The sequence below is a fragment of the Halobacillus litoralis genome, assembly GCF_004101865.1.
Taxonomy (GTDB): Bacteria; Bacillota; Bacilli; order Bacillales; family Halobacillaceae; genus Halobacillus; species Halobacillus litoralis_A.
The window spans coordinates 3,671,710-3,688,444 of sequence record NZ_CP026118.1; the positions used below are offsets into that span (position 1 = coordinate 3,671,710).

General features: G+C 40.6%; 16 protein-coding genes. All 16 read left to right on the plus strand.

The genetic code is table 11. From position 1 onward, the window contains the following. The first annotated feature begins 31 nt into the window (after window positions 1-31). The 16 genes from HLI_RS18100 (at window position 32) to HLI_RS18175 (ending at window position 16,682) form a co-directional block, all read left to right on the plus strand. Entirely contained in the window at window positions 32-1,744 is a 1,713-nt protein-coding gene (locus tag HLI_RS18100; RefSeq protein ID WP_128526307.1) for a sensor domain-containing diguanylate cyclase, read from the plus strand. Between the two features lie 118 nt (window positions 1,745-1,862). After that, window positions 1,863-2,270: a PulJ/GspJ family protein gene (locus HLI_RS18105; RefSeq protein ID WP_128526308.1), complete on the plus strand. Its 408-nt coding sequence runs from the start codon at window positions 1,863-1,865 to the stop codon at window positions 2,268-2,270. Further along, window positions 2,267-2,767 (plus strand): prepilin-type N-terminal cleavage/methylation domain-containing protein, encoded by a 501-nt coding sequence (locus HLI_RS18110; protein WP_128526309.1) that lies wholly within the window; start codon window positions 2,267-2,269, stop codon window positions 2,765-2,767. Before HLI_RS18105 ends, HLI_RS18110 begins: the two co-directional genes overlap by 4 nt. 96 nt (window positions 2,768-2,863) lie before the next feature. Beyond that, window positions 2,864-4,417, plus strand: a complete 1,554-nt coding sequence (locus HLI_RS18115) for a bactofilin family protein (protein ID WP_128526310.1) — start codon at window positions 2,864-2,866, stop codon at window positions 4,415-4,417. A gap of 16 nt (window positions 4,418-4,433) precedes the next feature. Continuing rightward, window positions 4,434-5,927: a hypothetical protein gene (locus HLI_RS18120; RefSeq protein ID WP_128526311.1), complete on the plus strand. Its 1,494-nt coding sequence runs from the start codon at window positions 4,434-4,436 to the stop codon at window positions 5,925-5,927. Between the two features lie 21 nt (window positions 5,928-5,948). Then, window positions 5,949-6,689, plus strand: a complete 741-nt coding sequence (locus HLI_RS18125) for a PRC-barrel domain-containing protein (protein WP_128526312.1) — start codon at window positions 5,949-5,951, stop codon at window positions 6,687-6,689. A 29-nt stretch (window positions 6,690-6,718) separates the two neighbouring features. Next, window positions 6,719-8,041 (plus strand): VanW family protein, encoded by a 1,323-nt coding sequence (locus HLI_RS18130; protein ID WP_128526313.1) that lies wholly within the window; start codon window positions 6,719-6,721, stop codon window positions 8,039-8,041. 24 nt (window positions 8,042-8,065) lie between these two features. Next, window positions 8,066-9,688 carry a GspE/PulE family protein gene (locus HLI_RS18135; RefSeq protein ID WP_206659623.1) on the plus strand — a complete coding sequence of 541 codons (1,623 nt, stop codon included), beginning with the start codon at window positions 8,066-8,068 and terminating at the stop codon, window positions 9,686-9,688. A 15-nt stretch (window positions 9,689-9,703) separates the two neighbouring features. After that, complete coding sequence (locus HLI_RS18140) at window positions 9,704-10,744, plus strand: type IV pilus twitching motility protein PilT (RefSeq protein WP_128526315.1); 1,041 nt, start codon at window positions 9,704-9,706, stop codon at window positions 10,742-10,744. A 3-nt stretch (window positions 10,745-10,747) separates the two neighbouring features. After that, window positions 10,748-11,956 carry a type II secretion system F family protein gene (locus HLI_RS18145; RefSeq protein ID WP_128526316.1) on the plus strand — a complete coding sequence of 403 codons (1,209 nt, stop codon included), beginning with the start codon at window positions 10,748-10,750 and terminating at the stop codon, window positions 11,954-11,956. 138 nt (window positions 11,957-12,094) lie between these two features. After that, the gene (locus HLI_RS18150) at window positions 12,095-12,544 is read left to right on the plus strand and encodes a prepilin-type N-terminal cleavage/methylation domain-containing protein (protein WP_128526317.1); all 450 of its coding nucleotides are present in this window, start codon (window positions 12,095-12,097) and stop codon (window positions 12,542-12,544) included. Window positions 12,545-12,615: 71 nt separating this feature from the next. Further along, a complete protein-coding gene (locus tag HLI_RS18155) occupies window positions 12,616-13,374 on the plus strand; it encodes a prepilin peptidase (protein ID WP_128526318.1) in 759 nt (252 codons plus the stop codon). Window positions 13,375-13,386: 12 nt separating this feature from the next. Further along, entirely contained in the window at window positions 13,387-14,352 is a 966-nt protein-coding gene (gene pilM, locus HLI_RS18160; RefSeq protein WP_164908599.1) for a type IV pilus biogenesis protein PilM, read from the plus strand. Between the two features lie 20 nt (window positions 14,353-14,372). Continuing rightward, complete coding sequence (locus HLI_RS18165; protein WP_128526320.1) at window positions 14,373-14,951, plus strand: hypothetical protein; 579 nt, start codon at window positions 14,373-14,375, stop codon at window positions 14,949-14,951. After that, entirely contained in the window at window positions 14,948-15,781 is an 834-nt protein-coding gene (locus HLI_RS18170) for a hypothetical protein (RefSeq protein ID WP_128526321.1), read from the plus strand. The genes HLI_RS18165 and HLI_RS18170 overlap by 4 nt, the downstream gene beginning before the upstream one ends. Before the next feature lie 94 nt (window positions 15,782-15,875). Continuing rightward, a complete protein-coding gene (locus HLI_RS18175) occupies window positions 15,876-16,682 on the plus strand; it encodes an SPOR domain-containing protein (protein ID WP_128526322.1) in 807 nt (268 codons plus the stop codon). The last annotated feature ends 53 nt before the right edge of the window (window positions 16,683-16,735 follow it).

Sequence of the window (16,735 nt, forward strand, 5' to 3'; positions counted from 1 at the left end):
GGTGGTGAGGTTGACGAAGGGGAAAATATTAATGGTGTGGCTCACATGGATACTCGTGTGGCCGGTCAGCCTCTATGGACTTTACACATGGCTGGATCCTGTCGTCTCAGGTAACGCAGTTGAAATTCTTTCATTTATCATTCTTGCGTCCATCGTCGCTTTGTTTCCTTTACAGGTAGGGGACAACCCTGTATTTTTCACTCATGGTATTGCGTTTGCAGTATTTCTATACTATGGATTGTTCATTGAAATCATTGTCTCGCAGATAGCCATCTTCGCATTGATGGCTAAAATGAGGGTAGGAAAAAGTCAATCCCATCGCATACCGCTCAATCTTCTTATGTTTTTACTCATCTCTGTCGTCTCAGCACTGATTTACTATGGTTTAGGCGGCACACATGGGGAAGCAGCAGTGAACAGCATTACAGATGCTGTTCCAATAGTATCATACGCTCTTTCTCAATTGGTCCTTAACCAATTTACCATCAAAGTGGTCGCTAAAGTACTATATAGAAAGAAAGTGAGCTGGTTAGATAAAGGTTTGGTTTGGGAGATGATGACAGCATGTCTTGTCCTTCCGATCGGCTTCGTGCTGTACATGGTTTTTTCTGAATTCGGAGTAAGCGGCATTTTCTTTGTCGGTATTCCGTTCATTTTCATATCTGGTATGCTGATGCTTTATCACAATAGTAATCAGATCAATACATATTTGAAAGAGACAAGTAAAATCGGCCATGAATTGACAGGTGAACTCGGTGTGAAAGAAGTCCTGGATATTTTCGTTGACAGGCTCAGTAAATTACTGCCAGTTGATTATATCTTTGTTTATGATGTTTGTTCTCCAAAGAAGATGGATTTGATCCGATTCTTCGATCGTTCAGGCGAAATCGATTTCCCTGACATCCAGTTGAATAAGGGAGAAAGTATAAGTGGTAACACATGGAAAGATGGAAATAGTGTGTTCTTTAAGAAAAAAGCCGAGTGGTCGCATCTTGAAAACCGTTTCACACCAGATCATGCAGAAAGTGTACTTTCTGTTCCCATTGAAAGAAAAGGTGAAATCGTCGCAGTCATTTCGATTTATTCTAATAAAAGAAGGGCTTTCCTACAGTTTCAGTTTATGATCCTGAACATTTTAGGGAGCTATTTAGGTGTCGCCATAGACAATGCTCGCCACTATGAAAAGACCAAAGCTGAAAGTGAACGTTGTGCCTTGACGGGTTTATATAATTATCGTTACTTCGAAGATTATTTAGAAGGAGTGTTCACAACTTGGCAAAATGAGCACCCAACCGAACCCATCTCTCTTGTTTTACTAGACATCGATCATTTCAAAAAAGTGAATGATACGTATGGACATGGAAGCGGAAATGAAATTTTATCAAAGCTGGCAAAAAGACTTGAAAACGTAGTGGGAAGTGAAGGTACTCTTGCCAGATATGGAGGAGAAGAATTTGTTCTATTACTTCCATATTACGATGCTACAGCTTCGAAACGTGTCGCAGAGCAAATTAGGTCCAGTATTTTTGAAGAGCCTTTTACTTCTTATGAACATATTTTTGATGATCGGTCACCTGTTTCGATCTCTATTACGGCAAGTATCGGGGTGGCTACCTATCCTGATCACTGTGAGGAAGCATTGGATCTCATACGCCAGGCGGATCGTGCTATGTATGTCGGTGCGAAACAGAAAGGACGTAATAAAGTGGCTGGTTATGAAGAAATGGTACAAACTGTTCAATGATTTTCAATTGGACAGTTTTTTTGTGTCTAAAGTATGGTTTTTGTCGAATGATTACAGGACAAAGACCTATATTTGCGTTATAATTTAGCCAATAGGTGAAAAATGGAGGAGAAAGTTAATGTCGAATTTTGCTGATGAGAAAGGGTATTCCCTTGTAGAAGTGATCGTTGCAATGGCATTACTTTTAATCGTATTTATCGTATCTACTCAGATTGTCATGAATACAATAGCCCAATCAGAGAAGATCGACAAAGGTTTTACTAGTACGGAGGTTGCCGACGGAGTCCTTACTATTTATCAATCGAAGTCCCTGGATGAACTGAAGAGCCAATTAAATTCGGATGTTAATGTCGATATCGCGGATTTATTACAAGTCGAAAACCCCTCAAGTGTCGAAGATTATACCGCAAGTGTAAAAGTTACATACCCTGACTCTATGGATCTCAAAAACCATTTACTCAAAGTAGTTGTAACAGTCGAATCTAATATTAATCGAACAGAATTAGAAGGATATGTAGAATTATGAGATTGAACAATGAAAAGGGCTTGACACTCGTAGAAGTATTGGCCGTCCTTAGTCTATCCATGGTTGTGATGATTGCTGCTTATCAGGCATTTTTTTTCATTACAAATTCTATTGAAATGTCTGCCGAAAAAACTGAACTCAGGAAAGAAGCGAATATCATAACTTTAAGCTTAGAAAACCGTTTGATCAATGTCGATTCTATTGAAACCGATAGTGGAAAAAGTACTTTTACAAAATTCACAGGCTCCATTACTCGCTTGAATGGAATGGATGAAGAAACAACTGCTTTTACATACATCGAAGAAGAAGTCGTTATCACAATTGATGAGGGTAACCTTTACATTAATGGCGTCCAGCAAAATGCAAGTGATATGAACTTATCCAACACAACATTCGAGTTGAATGGAAATAAGTTGACAGTGAATCTTGAAATAATGAAAGAAAATACAAATGAACGGTACAGCCTGGTGAAAATTTTCAGACTAGGGAATGGATAACTTATGAATTTCTCCTTTCTAAAAAGGCAAGATGGTTATGTCCTTATCACTGTCTTAATCATGTTTACGATCTTCAGTATATTAGGTTTGGGCTTAATGAGTTATACCATTGGATCCTATCAATTTACTAAGGCCAATACTGACTTTGTTGAAACGAAGTCCGATGCTGAAATGAAAGCGCAAGAAGCTCACGCTCGTATTCTCAAAGGCGTGGAAGAGATCAATACAAATCTTTCAAACGGAACGCTTGATTTAGACAGCGTAATTGATCGTATCGATGGTGTTGTAAATGAAGCCAGAACTCAGTTGGGACAAGCAGGAGTGCTAAAAGAACAAGTACTTAAAGATGGTTCCAACGGTATTTTTTTGCAGCGCCTTGATATTGAGGTGGATGTAGAAGGTTCGAATAAGAGGTTGGTCCGAACGTTTACCATTTCGACGATCGCCGATGTTTTCCGTTATAGTGCGGTGACTCCTGGCGATTTAACTTTGAATGGTGCTTCTTATCTGCAGGGGGATGTTCAAGTGGGGAATGATCTTTATATTGATGACCACGGATATTTCACAGCAGGTTATGGAAAGCATTGGGTTCAATCATTCTATCCAGGAATTGAGGGAGATTTAAGAGTAGTTGGCGACTTCAATAAAAAATCTCAAGATAGAAGAATCCATAAATTCAATCCAACATCTGAAAATTTAAACCGATACTTTAACATAGCTCCGAGAGCAATCAGTGATACAACTACTATTGAGCCATTACAGGTAGAAAGCCTGATTAACGAAAAAAGGTACAACGATATCAGGCATGGAAATGGCTTCTATGAAGTGTCCGGGAATAAATCAATGGATGGTACTTATAACCACGATCTTGCTATTAGAGACTATTATGATTGTGGGTATTATCGGAAAAGAAGATGTTGGGATCCTGCCAGTCTTGAAATAAAAAACTCACAGGATGCTCATGTAAAAGGAGATTTACTGGTAGAAGGTGATCTTGAGGTGTATGGGTCACTTAAAGTAGATGGTTCTATATATATTGAGGGCGAAGCAGAGCTTGAAGGCGACTTAATACTAAATAACAATCAATTCATCTATATTGATGGCGAAACTCAGATTGATAATCTGAATTTTAATGGTTCGATGTATATCGACGATTATTTATATATCAATGGTGATGTGAATACAAATGGGACGATTTATACGAGGTCAGGTGGAAGAGTTGAGGGGATGGAAAATGATTCTGGAACTATAGTCGTTCTAAGTGAGGGGCCTTTAACGATAGCCAATAATAACTTATACACAGATCCAGATTCCCCGGCTCTGCAGGAAATGAATGCTTTCTTCTATACGAATAGCGACCTGGAAATGTTCGGAGTGGGTTCGAATCTCGTTATCAATGGAGGGATTTATGGTGAAAATATTGTGATGAATGCTGTGAAGGGTGAAACGAGAAAAGGTGGATATCATTACAATTCCCACTTCAGGGTCTATGATTTATGGTTCGAAAGAGGCCAGGACGATTTGTCGATCCATCAATCCCGTTTCCAAATCAATTATAAAGAAGAACTCATTTTGAACCCGCCTGAAGGTATTCCTACAATCGAAAAAATTACGGTTAAGGAAATTGATTCCCATTACTATGAAAACTGATGGAAGGAGGTAAGCAATGGTTGATTTAATTGTATGGGTGTTTGTCATCATAGTCGCTTTTATTGCCTTGAAATATGTGCCGATGAATATGACGAAAAAGGGTAAGTTGTTGGTGTGGCTCAGCGGGTGTCTCGTTAGCTCATTGGCACTGCTTGCTGCAATTACTTACACTTTTTGGATCGGGGTATCGGCCGCCATGTTACTAAGTTTAGTCCTGTCCATATTCATGCAAAATAGAATCTCTCCTGTTCCAGCAGATACTAAAGAAAATCCTATGATGGAGGAGATTACAGCAATGGAGAATTCTTCGGCTGAAGTGAAAGGATTTGAAGAATTCGACCACGCAGATGATTTAAAATTTGAACAACCTGCACCCTTGGTAGAAAAGCATGAAGAATCATCATCCGATGTTGGTCAAACAGAATTCGAGGAAGAAGTCGAAGCGGATGTCAATCCTCAGAGAATAGATGAAGACCTGGAAGATATGAAGGGGAATGATTCTGACCTTAGTGAATCATCGGCTGCTATTGAGTTGCCTCCTGAAGATGAGATTGAAGAGATAGTGACATATCCTGATACAGATAGTGAAAGCCTGGAAGATTTTAAAATAATAGGTGGAATATACGAAAATAACGAAACTTCGGGAGAAAACCTTCTTCCAGAAGAGGAATTGGCAGCCAGCAGGTCAAATGCAGAGACCGATATTGCATCTGATAATGAAAAAGTATTCGAAGGTGAGGATGAAAATTTTGAAACTGAGTCTCAAGGAAATCTGAATCTTGAAGAACAGGATGTACCTGAGGAAGGGATCGATCTTGAATCAATGAAACCGGAAGAGAAATTAGCGGCAAGCAGAGAGTTGGGAGAGGTGGCGCCAGGAGGAAAGGAAGCAGATAATGAAGCAGAAGTCACCGAAGAAGAACTGATTGACGAACGAAATAAGCAATTAAATGATGCCATTGATTTTACTATGAAATATGAAGAAGAGTTTGAGGATATGGAATTGGAGGAGAAAGAGAATTCTCGTGATGGAAAAAACTTCACCAAGGATATTTCCGAGGAAATGGATTTGAGTAAACAAAGTGTTCAATCGGAAGAGTTGGACAAAATCATTATTGATCTGCCGATAAATGATTGCAGTAGTCCTGCCGATATAGAAGATGATGAAGATAGTCTCCTTTTAGAGGAGAAACATAAAGATTCGTTAGTAGCTGATGAAGAACTCCGGAAACAATTGCTTGATGTGATGATTGAAAAAATATCTTATATGGAAAAGCAGTTAGACCCTGACAAATACGAGAAGTATATTAAAGCGCATTTATCTAGCAATCTACCAGACTTGGAGTATTATTCAATTGCGCAATATTTGTTGAAGTTTTACATGAAACAGGGGAAAACAGATGTCTTGAGTGTATTCGTAGAAGTGTTAATTGAAAAAATGGCTCCTTATCCGCTGATTTTAGATGAGTTGAACTATTTACGTCACCAACAAGTGATTGATACTAAATAATGAATGGGTGTGTAGTTACATATGAAAAGAAGTGTAGAAATTATCGGTTTTCCAATCATCAGTATTTCCGCTGGAGAAGAAATCGGACGGGTCAAATCAATCGTCGTCAATCCTGAGAAAGGCTCCGTAGATTTTTTGACAGTTGAACACGAAGATTGGCAAGTGAGTGTAAAGGCGATTCCTTTTCAAAAAATCATCGGAATCGGCAAGTATGCGATTACTGTGGAGAGTCAACATTCCATATTAGACCTGAATGAAATACCTATTGCGAATCAATTGATCAATAAAAAGGTTTCCATAAACGGAGCGCAAGTGATGACGCGTGTCGGAGAACTAGTGGGGGAAGTTAAGGAGTTCTATGTAAACGAAAAAAATGGCCAGGTCCTTTCTGTAGATTTTTTTACAGAACATGAACAAATCGTTGGAGTCTCTTCAGACTACATCATTACTTATGGAGAGAAATTATTAATCCTTAACGAAGAATTTTTATCTGGTGATGTGTTAATGGAAGAACCGGAAAAAAGTTCGCAAGTACAACCAGAAAAGAAGTCTTTTAATTTTACAGCTAACCAGAACCGTGTGGATGACCTCGATCGTAAACAAGAGGAACTGTTAGAAGGAAAGCAAGCCACCAAAAACATCGTCAATGGCCATGGAGAGACTGTAGTGTCGGAAGGAACCATTTTGACAAAGTCTGAAATTGATGAACTGAAGCAACACGGACCAAGTGTAATGGTTGAGCTTAGTATGAGCGTTAAATAAAGGATGGTCTGTAAAGGAAGTGCGTATGTATGAGGCAACCGTTTAACCTGAGGCTTATTTCACTGATTGTACTAGTTGGAATGTCCATGTTCCTTTTTTCCATAGGCAGTTCAGCAGCAATACAATACGTAACAACAGGCCAACATATACTTCCAGAAAATACGGTAGTAGCTTCTATTGATCTTTCCGGTAAAAGCCAGGAAGAAGCAATCCAGCTAATTAGCGAGAGAACTGATGAATGGAAGGGAAACAGTGAACTGGTCGTGAATTTGGATGGGAAGAGTTTGAAAATAAATCCAGAGGTCATTCAGTTTAATGTAAAAGCCTCTATCGAGCAAGTGTTAGAAACAGGCAATGCTGATTTGATCGTAGAGCTCGACGAAAGCTATATTCCGGAATTGAAAAATCATATGGGTGAGCAATTAGCCGGTGAATTTTCTGAACAACGATTTATTGAGACATTGAAAAATGATGCCCGTCAGTTACCGGATCATGCCCTTGAATACAATGCCTATACTTTTGTGAAAGCAGATGCAGATTCCTTATATAAGGAAATAGGCGGGTTCACACTTGAAGTGCCAGAAGGTGTGGATATGGAAAGAGTCATAGAGATATTCAATGATTCAGCCGTTCCTCAAGGCAGAACTTTCTCATACCTTGAATTTCTTACTGAAGAGGGAGTATATGATGAGACTTCACTGAACGTTCTTGCCTCTTCCGTATATGGAGCAAGTTTGAAAGCGGGTTTAATCATTCAGGAAAGGCATATCAGTCACAGGCTACCGGCGTATGCACAAATCGGTTTAGAAGCGACCGTAGACTTGAAAAAGCATCAGGATTTGAAGGTGTACAACCCACTTTCAAATGAGTACAAGCTATCTGTGGATGTAGAAGGTTCTAAGCTGACAGTTAAGTGGCTCGGCTACCCGACCAATTCTGATTTTCATTTGAAATTCAGTGATGTCGAAAAAATTTCTCCTAAAACCATCATCCAATATTCTTCACTTGTGACTGAGGGTCCTTACAATCTACTGCAGGAGGGGGAAGACGGGGAAGTCGTGTCTGTTTTTCGTCTTGATCGTTCTTCTCAGGAGGGCGTGGAAGAATTTATCTCGGAAGATTACTATCCCCCTGAGCCGCGAGTGGAAGAACATCCGTCTGTAACAGATGGTGGGTCAGTCCAAGGTGGGGCAAATGATAGCGACCATCCCCACGAGAGCACTCCAAGCGGTACGGGGAGCAATGGTGAAGCAGATTCTTCTGGTTCGGAAGACGGGGAATCACCAGATTCCAGAAATGGTTCAGCAAAAGAGAATGTTTGGGAAGAAGTCCCTGAAAGTGAAACGAAGTGACTGTTTAAAAAGGATGTGCCCAAAGTGATTAAGAGAAAACGTTTAGGAGATCTATTAAAAGAAGCAGGCATCATAGAGGAAGACCAGGTTCAAGAAGCTTTACTGGTGAAAAAAGCTGAACAAAAGCTTGGGGACGTTCTCGTTGAGAAGGGCTTCGTAACTGAAAAACAGTTGATCGAGGTATTGGAATTCCAATTGGGGATCCCTCACGTGTCTCTCTTTCACTTTCCTATCGATCCCAGTGTCATAACAATTGTAAGTAAAGAATTTGCTTTGAGAAACCTGCTTGTTCCTATTGAGCGAAAAGGTGAAGAGTTGACCGTAGCTATGGCAGACCCTATGGATTATTTCTCCATTGATGATTTGAAAATATCGACAGGCTTCAAAATATCACCAGTCATCGCAACTAAAAATGAAATCTTGCAAGCAGTGAATCGTCATTATAATTTAAATGACACAGAAATTGATGAAGAAGTGAAAGATGCTGACGAAGCTCCTGCTATTAAACTTGTGGATCAACTTTTGCAGGCTGGTGTCCAACTGAAATCAAGTGACATCCATATCGATCCCCAAGAGTCCAGGGTTTTAATCCGCTATAGGATCGATGGAGTACTTAGAACTGAAAGAACACTACCTAAATCTTACCAAAACAGTTTAATCGCCCGTGTGAAAATCATGGCTAATTTAAATATCACAGAAACACGTCTCCCCCAGGACGGACGGATAAAGACCAATGTTGACAAGGCACCGGTTGATTTAAGGATCTCGATTTTACCTACTGTTTACGGGGAGAAAGTGGTGATCCGTATATTAGATTTGTCAAATGCTTTAAGTACCATAGAAGATTTAGGCTTCAATAAAATCAATGCTCAAAAGTATAAAGGGCTGATTGAACAGCCGTCTGGACTGATCTTGATCACAGGTCCGACCGGGTCGGGGAAATCATCCACCCTGTATGCATCCTTAAATCGGTTGAATACAGATGATGTGAACATAATTACTGTAGAGGACCCTGTCGAATATCAAATCGAAGGCCTGAACCAGGTACAAGTGAATGCTTCCATCGGTCTTACCTTTTCAAAAGGATTGCGTTCCATCCTGCGTCAAGACCCGAACATCGTCATGGTCGGGGAAATAAGGGACTCGGAGACAGCGGAAATTGCTATTAGAGCTTCTTTGACCGGCCACCTTGTCCTGAGTACATTACATACCAATAGTGCGATCGCCACTATACCTCGTCTCTTTGATATGGATATTGAACCATATCTGGTTGTGTCTTCATTATCAGGTATCGTCGCTCAAAGATTAGTCAGAAAGATATGCCGAGATTGTCGCCGTGCGTCCAAGTTGACAGAAATGGAAAAAAAGCATTTTCAAAAACGTGGAATGGAAGCAGAAACGATCTACAAAGGTGAAGGCTGCAATAGCTGTCAAAATACTGGCTATCGGGGGCGTATGGCGATTCAAGAGGTTTTAGTCATCGATGACGAGATCCGCCATATGATGATGAACAATGGAAGTATGGACCAGGTCCGGAGGTACGCGTTGAAAACGGGTATGCTTTTCCTATTGGATGATGGGCTGTTGAAGGTGAAGCAGGGAATGACCACATTAGAAGAAGTGCTGCGCGTTGCAAAAGTAGATTAGTGGGGTGTCGGATGTATGCAAGACAAATTTGATAAGCTCTTAACTGCTGCCAATGAATATGGAGCTTCTGATATCCATTTGACAGTTGGAGTGCCACCGATTTTCCGGATTCATGGTGATCTTAAAAAGTATGGCAAACAGACGTTGAAGCCGGAAGATACAGACGGTATGACCAAAGCAATTCTTACTGGGGACCTCTTAGCCCAACTTGAAGAGACAAGGGAAGTGGACGTATCTTATGGAATTTCAGGTGTGTCACGGTTCCGGATCAATATTTATTATCAACGTAACTGCCTTTCTATGGCGGTAAGGATTGTACCTCGGGAAATTCCTTCCATTGAAGAATTGTACATGCCTGAGGTTCTTAAAAAAATCAGTACATTTGCTCAAGGTCTGGTTCTTGTTACAGGGCCGACCGGCTCAGGGAAGTCAACGACTCTGGCATCGATCGTAGATTACATCAATCAAACTTCACGTAAACACATCATAACTTTAGAAGACCCGATTGAATACACGCATAATCATAAAAACTGTATCGTAGACCAACGGGAGGTCGGCTTTGATACTCGTAACTTCGCCAATGGATTGCGCTCATGTCTGCGACAGGATCCAGATGTGATACTAGTCGGAGAGTTACGTGATTTTGAAACGATTTCCACTGCACTGACGGCAGCGGAAACTGGCCACCTTGTTCTTGGGACGCTACACACGACGAACGCTCCTGACACGATCGATCGGATCATCGATGTTTTTCCACCGAATCAACAAGGCCAGGTCCGGGTTCAATTGGCAAACGTTTTGAAAGCCATCATATCTCAACGGCTATTTCAAAGAGTTGACCGCAAAGGGCGGAGAGCAGCCGTAGAAATACTGCTCAACACATCGGCGGTCAAAAATTTGATTCGCAATGAAAAAATCCATCAAATTAAAAATGTGATCCAAACCTCAAAAGCTATCCATATGCAGACGCTGGAGATGTCCATCAATGATTTATTGGCTGAAAATCTGATTGATGAGCGGGACGCTGCCCCGTATTTGAAGGAAGGGGGAGCTTAGTCCATGCCATATTATACTTACCAAGGCCGTAATCCTTTAGGAAAAACACAAAAAGGCAGGCTGCGAGCCAATTCCAGAAAAGAAGCTGTTTCAACCTTGAAAGAAAAAGGGATTACAATTTCAGATATCAAAGAATTGGACAGTATTTTCTTGAAAGATATTCAAATTGGCAAACCGGTGAAACCCAAGGACTTTGTCATCTACTTGCGCCAATTCGCAACCCTGATCCGAGCGGGCATATCACTATTAGAAACCACAAGAATCCTTGCAAAACAATCGAGTAGTCGTGCGATGAGTGAAGCCTTGCAAGATATCGGGGAGCAGTTGGAGAGCGGCAGGTCATTTTCTGATGCGGCTAGCTCCCACCCTAAAATATTCACAAACCTGTTCATCAACATGGTCCGGGCCGGAGAAGTGGGGGGTAATTTAGAGGAGATCCTCGAGCGTTTAGCGGCATATTACGAGAAACAGTTTGATACGCGCCAAAAAATCATCTCTGCTCTCACCTACCCATTAGTCGTGGGAATCATCGCAATCGGCATCGTAATTTTCCTGTTAACCTTTGTGGTACCGAGATTTGCCAGTATGTTCGATTCTTTAGGAGGAGAACTACCTCTGATCACGCAAATGACATTGAACATGAGTCAGTTTTTTCAGCAATTCTGGTATATAGCTCTGCTTATTCCAATTCTTATCGTAACGCTATATAAATTTACCATTATGAAAAATGATAAGTTTCAGTACTTCATGGATCATTTGAAACTGCGCATGCCGATTTTCGGGCCTTTGCTCCAAAAAGCTGCTCTTGTGAGAATGACCAGTACGCTCAGTTCTTTGATCAATAGTTCTGTGCCCATCTTACAATCCCTGCAAGTGACGCAGCGGGTCGTCGAGAACAAAGTGGTCGAAAATGCGATCGCGAACAGTTACAGATCATTAGAAAAAGGCAACAATCTATCAGATCCACTGCGACAATATACTATTTTTCCGCCCCTTGTCATCCAGATGATGGCCGTAGGTGAAGAGACTGGTTCGCTTGACTACATGTTGTCTAAAGTGGCTGAGTTTTACGAATCGGAGCTTGATTATACGACAGAGCGGCTGAAAACATTGATTGAACCCTTGATGATTCTGACATTAGCTGTCGTAGTCGGCGGCATAGTAGCAGCCATTGCCATTCCGATGTTTTCTATTTTTGATACGATCAATTAATTTTAGAAAAGAATATGCTAATATGCTAGTTTCCATGACAGGTATCCTTTATAATGAACATAGGTAATAATGCTAGTGAAAAAAGTATTACATATTCGATGGCATTTATACGAAAGTACTACAAAAGGAGAGAGGCAAATGAAGAAATTGAGAGAGTTGTTGAAAAATGAGAAAGGTTTCACGTTGATTGAGCTTTTGGCCGTTATTGTTATTTTGGGAATTATTGCAGCGATTGCTGTCCCTGCTATTGGTAACTTGATTGCGAGTACGGAAGATGATGCACATGATTCGAACGCATTATCTTTGTTAGAGTCAGCGCGTTTAGCGAATGTAAGTGGAGAAACAGTTAACTCCATTGCTGACCAAGACGTAGATGGATTTTCAGCACAAGAGCTAGTAGATAGTGGATTTTTAGATTCTGTTCCTCAGGACCCTGAAACGGATGCCCCCTACGGCACGGCTTTTGTAGAGGTAGAGGAAGATGGAGGGTCATTTACTTATAGGGTTACTTTAGGTTCAGGCGGCACAAATTATATAGAGGATGATACAAAATCAGAATTAAACGGGCAAGAAGAATCAACTGGTTAAAGCTTAAGTTGTTATTTTTAGAGACCCCGGAAACACGGGGTCTCCCCTTATAACCTCCAAAGGAGAAAAAAATGAACGCAATTCTACCTTTATACATATTCATAAGCGGAACCATCTTAGGGTCCTTTTTCAATGTCGTCGGTCTGCGATTACCTAAAAAAATCGATTTCACTAAATCACGCTCCGCATGCCCTCACTGCTCCACAACTTTACAAGCTCGAGATCTCATCCCACTAATTTCTTTCCTCTTATCCAAGGGTAAGTGCAGACATTGCGAAAGCAGGATTTCAATCGCTTATCCGATTGTTGAATTAAGTACAGGGATTTTGTTCTTGTCTGCTTATATGCATTTGGGAATATCTTATCCTTTTTTAGGTGCTTGTCTGCTCATATCCCTTGCTATCATAGTGACCGTGGGGGACTTGAAATATATGATTATTCCTGACCGTCTCCTTCTGTTTTTTGCAGGTATGTTCATCATTTACCGTTTCTTCTATCCACTTGAACCCTGGTATGTTTCAGTATTAGGAGCTCTTACCGGTTTCGGTTTGATCATGCTTATCATTGTTGTAAGTAAAGGTGGAATGGGAGGAGGAGATATGAAACTTTTCGGTATCTTGGGGATATTATTAGGTGTCAAAATGACCCTGCTTACTTTTTTCCTGGCTACCATAATTGGAACAATTGCCAGTCTTCTGCTTCTGGGGTTTAAAGTAATTGGTCGAAAAGATCCATTTCCCTTTGGTCCTTCCATCATGCTGGCATCTATCATCAGTTATCTATATGGTAATGATCTTCTCAATTTTTATTTCGAAACTTTTTACATATAGGAGGGACTTCTGTTGTTCAATCTTTTCAAGGTGAAAGGTCGTTTGAACTTCATTATCAAAAATCACTCGATCCGTTATGTGCATAGTAAATCATCCAATATCAATCAAATCGAACAAACAGGAGAGATCATCCTTCCATACCACGTAATGGAGGATGGGAAAATCAACGATTATAGAGAGCTCACCTCCATCATTGAAGATTTTATTGAAAACAAAGGGTGGAAAAATAAATCCTTGTACTTCACCGTGCCTGATCATTCTGTAGTTATCCGCCCATACAAAGTACCCGCGACATTGAAGGCGGATGAGATCAAAGGCTATCTTTATATGCAACTTGGTGAAACATTACATTTGCCTTTTGAAGACCCTGCTTTTGATTACAGCATCCTTGAAAATGGTGAAAAAGAAACAGAACTTCTGCTGTTTGCCTATCCGGAAGAACAGATACGAAAGTTAGAACAAGTCTTCAAGGATGCTAAGCTGAAACCGAAAGCGGCTGATATTAGTGCTCTCTCTGTTTACAGGTTTTACGAACATTTAGGAATGGCAGCAAAAGAAGAGCACCTCCTATTAATTGATTGGAATATGGATGGGTGTGTGTTGACAGTCTTTAAAGAACATTTGCCAGCTTTTATCAACCACACTAAAAGTCCTTTAGCATTGAATTTGTGGAAACGGGAAAATGGCCGATACATATGGCAGGGCGATGAAGGGGATCCTTCTGATTTTACTTATGATCAAGTGAATGAGATAGAAAGGATCATGGATTTCTATCGATTTTCTCTCATGAACGGAGAAGCAGGAGTATCAAAAGTATTATTAACAGGTGATTGGCCAGAAAACGAGCGAGCGCTGTCTCTGCTTGAAGAAAAGGCGATTCATGTAGAAACCTTAATGGAACCGAGCTTATTCATAGAAACAGAACATCCGGTTTCAGTAGAGTGTGTAGATGCAATCGGATTATCGATTAAGCAGTAGTGGAATTGGGGTTGAATTGTATGGTAGTAGAAATAAACTTACTTGAACAAAAAGAAAAAAGAAATGTACTGCCTTTTATAATTCTAGGTTTCTTTGTGCTTGTCTCTTTAATCATTGTTGTGACACTTGGGTTTCAAAGGTCTCAATTAGTTGCACAAACAGAAGCGAAGGAAGAAAGAATCCAACAGATACAACAAGACCAGGAAAAATTCACTCAACCTGTAGACAATGAAGGAACGGAGAGGGATCAATTGAAAGATTCCCTTGATCAATTAAAGGCTACCATTGTACCGACCATTCCTTTTGTAGAAAGATTAGTATCTCTTTTGCCTGAGCGTGGGTTTTTTGAGTCCTTTACTTTAACGGGGGCATCTGAAGTAACAGTAGTTGCAAGGTTTGATACGATACAGCAGGCTGCGAAATTCACAAGCACATTGAATCAAGAATCCGTTATATCGAATGTGGAACTTGCAAGTGTCGAAACGAGTGTGGTGGATGAAACAGAGTATCTATATGATTATCAACCAAGATATATTGCCAGTTATTATCTTGTCTTAAATGAATCAACGCTCCTCTCAGAAAAGGGGTTGAGTGAATGAAGATGGAATGGAATCGCTTGAGTATCCTTTCACTTCTGTTTGGTATGTTACTTTGTTTTTCAATAGCCGTTTTCGGTATCCAGGTTATTGTTCATCCCTTGCAGCAAGGGGTGAAAGAAAAAGAGAAGGTGGTAGAACAAGAAGAGAAAGTTCTTTCAGCTATCGAAGAGAATAGCAATGAGAGTGAAAGGGACTTACTTCTAACTTCCCGTACGATTCAGCAGCAGTTACCTGTGGTTCCTCTCTTAGATCAATTATTGATCGGGTTGGATCGTGCTGCGAACTCATCAACCAGCTTAATCAACAATATCGGTATTTCAGATTCCGAGTCGATCATCGCTCTCGCTGATGAAGAAGTCGAAGGGTTGGATGAAGAGGATGGAGAGGAAGAAGAGTTAAAACCCGAATCAGGAGAGAGTGAAGCTCAACAGTTGATCGAGGGCTTACATACCTTGCAATTTTCAATAGATGTTACATCTGAGAACTATAGTGAGATGATGAAATTCATGAAAGAAATACAATCATTACCAAGAATCACACAGATAGAATCCATACAATTCGAGGCCCCTGATAATGACAGTGAGTTAGGCTATTCGATTTTATTGAATAGTTATTATCAGCCTTTATATGCGGGTTTAGCAAATGAAGCACCTCAGTATCATTATGGCGGAAATTCAGACAAATTGAACCCTTTTTCGATTGAGCAATGGCAAGAGGGTACGGGGAGTCTGAATGAAAATGATGAAGCTGAAACTGATGAAACATCAGAAAATGCAAAGCAAGAAGAGGATACAGAGGAAGACAGCAGTGAAACGGAAGAGCAGCTTTAAGCCGAATTTGTCGAAGTAGTACTGACAAATTTCAGCGTAGTTTTCATCACACCTGTGATAGGGTTGGGACAAACCTAGCAGGAGTGATTAATCCATGGATTCCAAAAAGAAAATATCAATTTCATTCCGAAATGAACATCAGAAAGACTCGAAACGGGAAGTTGTAAGGACGCAAAGTGAACAAGCGGCCGCCGCTGAAGAGAAAAAGGACGAGCAGCGGCCGTCCACTCCCGTTTACCAGCTTCCTTTGAAAAAGAAGAAAAAGTATTTCTCTTCTTTTAAACCATTGATTGCGACGTCGCTCACTGCTTTATTCGTAAGTCTTGGACTCGGTTTTCTGCTCTTACGCATGTTCGTATCGCTGACAGATGATACCTCCATGGGCAGCCAGGCAAATGACACCATGCCAGTTACGAGTCCTGGTGAACAGCAAACCGCAGAAAATAGTCCAGATTCGCTTCCCGTAGGTGCTCTTCAAACATTTAACGCGTATATAGTCCAGGCAGGGGCTTTTTCTACAGAAACGAAAGCGTTGGAATGGAAGAGTCGTTTGACAGCTCAATCGGTTTCTTCTGTTGTATGGGAAAGAGACGGGCAATTTTATTTATATGTAGGGAGCGGGGCTACTAAACAAGAAGCAGATCTTATTGCAAGCGAACTGGCGGCTGAAAGCATTGAAACATATGTGAAACCGTGGGTAGTAAATGTAGAAAAGCAGGTGCCGGATAAGGTTTATCAACATTTAGATGCTCATTCACTAGGAGACTTTTCAGAAAGCGATCGACAGAAAGTGATGGAAGAAATTGGGAAAAACACTCCGCTTGCGCAAGCTCTCTCGGAATGGGAAGCACAAGACGATACGAACGTTAATTGGTTGAAAGTTGCAAAATCGCTTGAATAAACGATACTTGTACGATCCATGGATAGAAAAGGGAGTTTCTTTAAATAGTACTC

What these genes read in the sequence shown, in the direction of transcription:
- HLI_RS18100 (WP_128526307.1), top strand. Translation starts at nt 32, where the DNA reads ATGGTGTGGCTCACATGGATACTCGTGTGGCCGGTCAGCCTCTATGGA.
- HLI_RS18105 (WP_128526308.1), top strand. Translation starts at nt 1,863, where the DNA reads ATGTCGAATTTTGCTGATGAGAAAGGGTATTCCCTTGTAGAAGTGATC.
- HLI_RS18110 (WP_128526309.1), top strand. Translation starts at nt 2,267, where the DNA reads ATGAGATTGAACAATGAAAAGGGCTTGACACTCGTAGAAGTATTGGCC.
- HLI_RS18115 (WP_128526310.1), top strand. Translation starts at nt 2,864, where the DNA reads ATGAGTTATACCATTGGATCCTATCAATTTACTAAGGCCAATACTGAC.
- HLI_RS18120 (WP_128526311.1), top strand. Translation starts at nt 4,434, where the DNA reads ATGGTTGATTTAATTGTATGGGTGTTTGTCATCATAGTCGCTTTTATT.
- HLI_RS18125 (WP_128526312.1), top strand. Translation starts at nt 5,949, where the DNA reads ATGAAAAGAAGTGTAGAAATTATCGGTTTTCCAATCATCAGTATTTCC.
- HLI_RS18130 (WP_128526313.1), top strand. Translation starts at nt 6,719, where the DNA reads ATGAGGCAACCGTTTAACCTGAGGCTTATTTCACTGATTGTACTAGTT.
- HLI_RS18140 (WP_128526315.1), top strand. Translation starts at nt 9,704, where the DNA reads ATGCAAGACAAATTTGATAAGCTCTTAACTGCTGCCAATGAATATGGA.
- HLI_RS18145 (WP_128526316.1), top strand. Translation starts at nt 10,748, where the DNA reads ATGCCATATTATACTTACCAAGGCCGTAATCCTTTAGGAAAAACACAA.
- HLI_RS18150 (WP_128526317.1), top strand. Translation starts at nt 12,095, where the DNA reads ATGAAGAAATTGAGAGAGTTGTTGAAAAATGAGAAAGGTTTCACGTTG.
- HLI_RS18155 (WP_128526318.1), top strand. Translation starts at nt 12,616, where the DNA reads ATGAACGCAATTCTACCTTTATACATATTCATAAGCGGAACCATCTTA.
- HLI_RS18165 (WP_128526320.1), top strand. Translation starts at nt 14,373, where the DNA reads ATGGTAGTAGAAATAAACTTACTTGAACAAAAAGAAAAAAGAAATGTA.
- HLI_RS18170 (WP_128526321.1), top strand. Translation starts at nt 14,948, where the DNA reads ATGAAGATGGAATGGAATCGCTTGAGTATCCTTTCACTTCTGTTTGGT.
- HLI_RS18175 (WP_128526322.1), top strand. Translation starts at nt 15,876, where the DNA reads ATGGATTCCAAAAAGAAAATATCAATTTCATTCCGAAATGAACATCAG.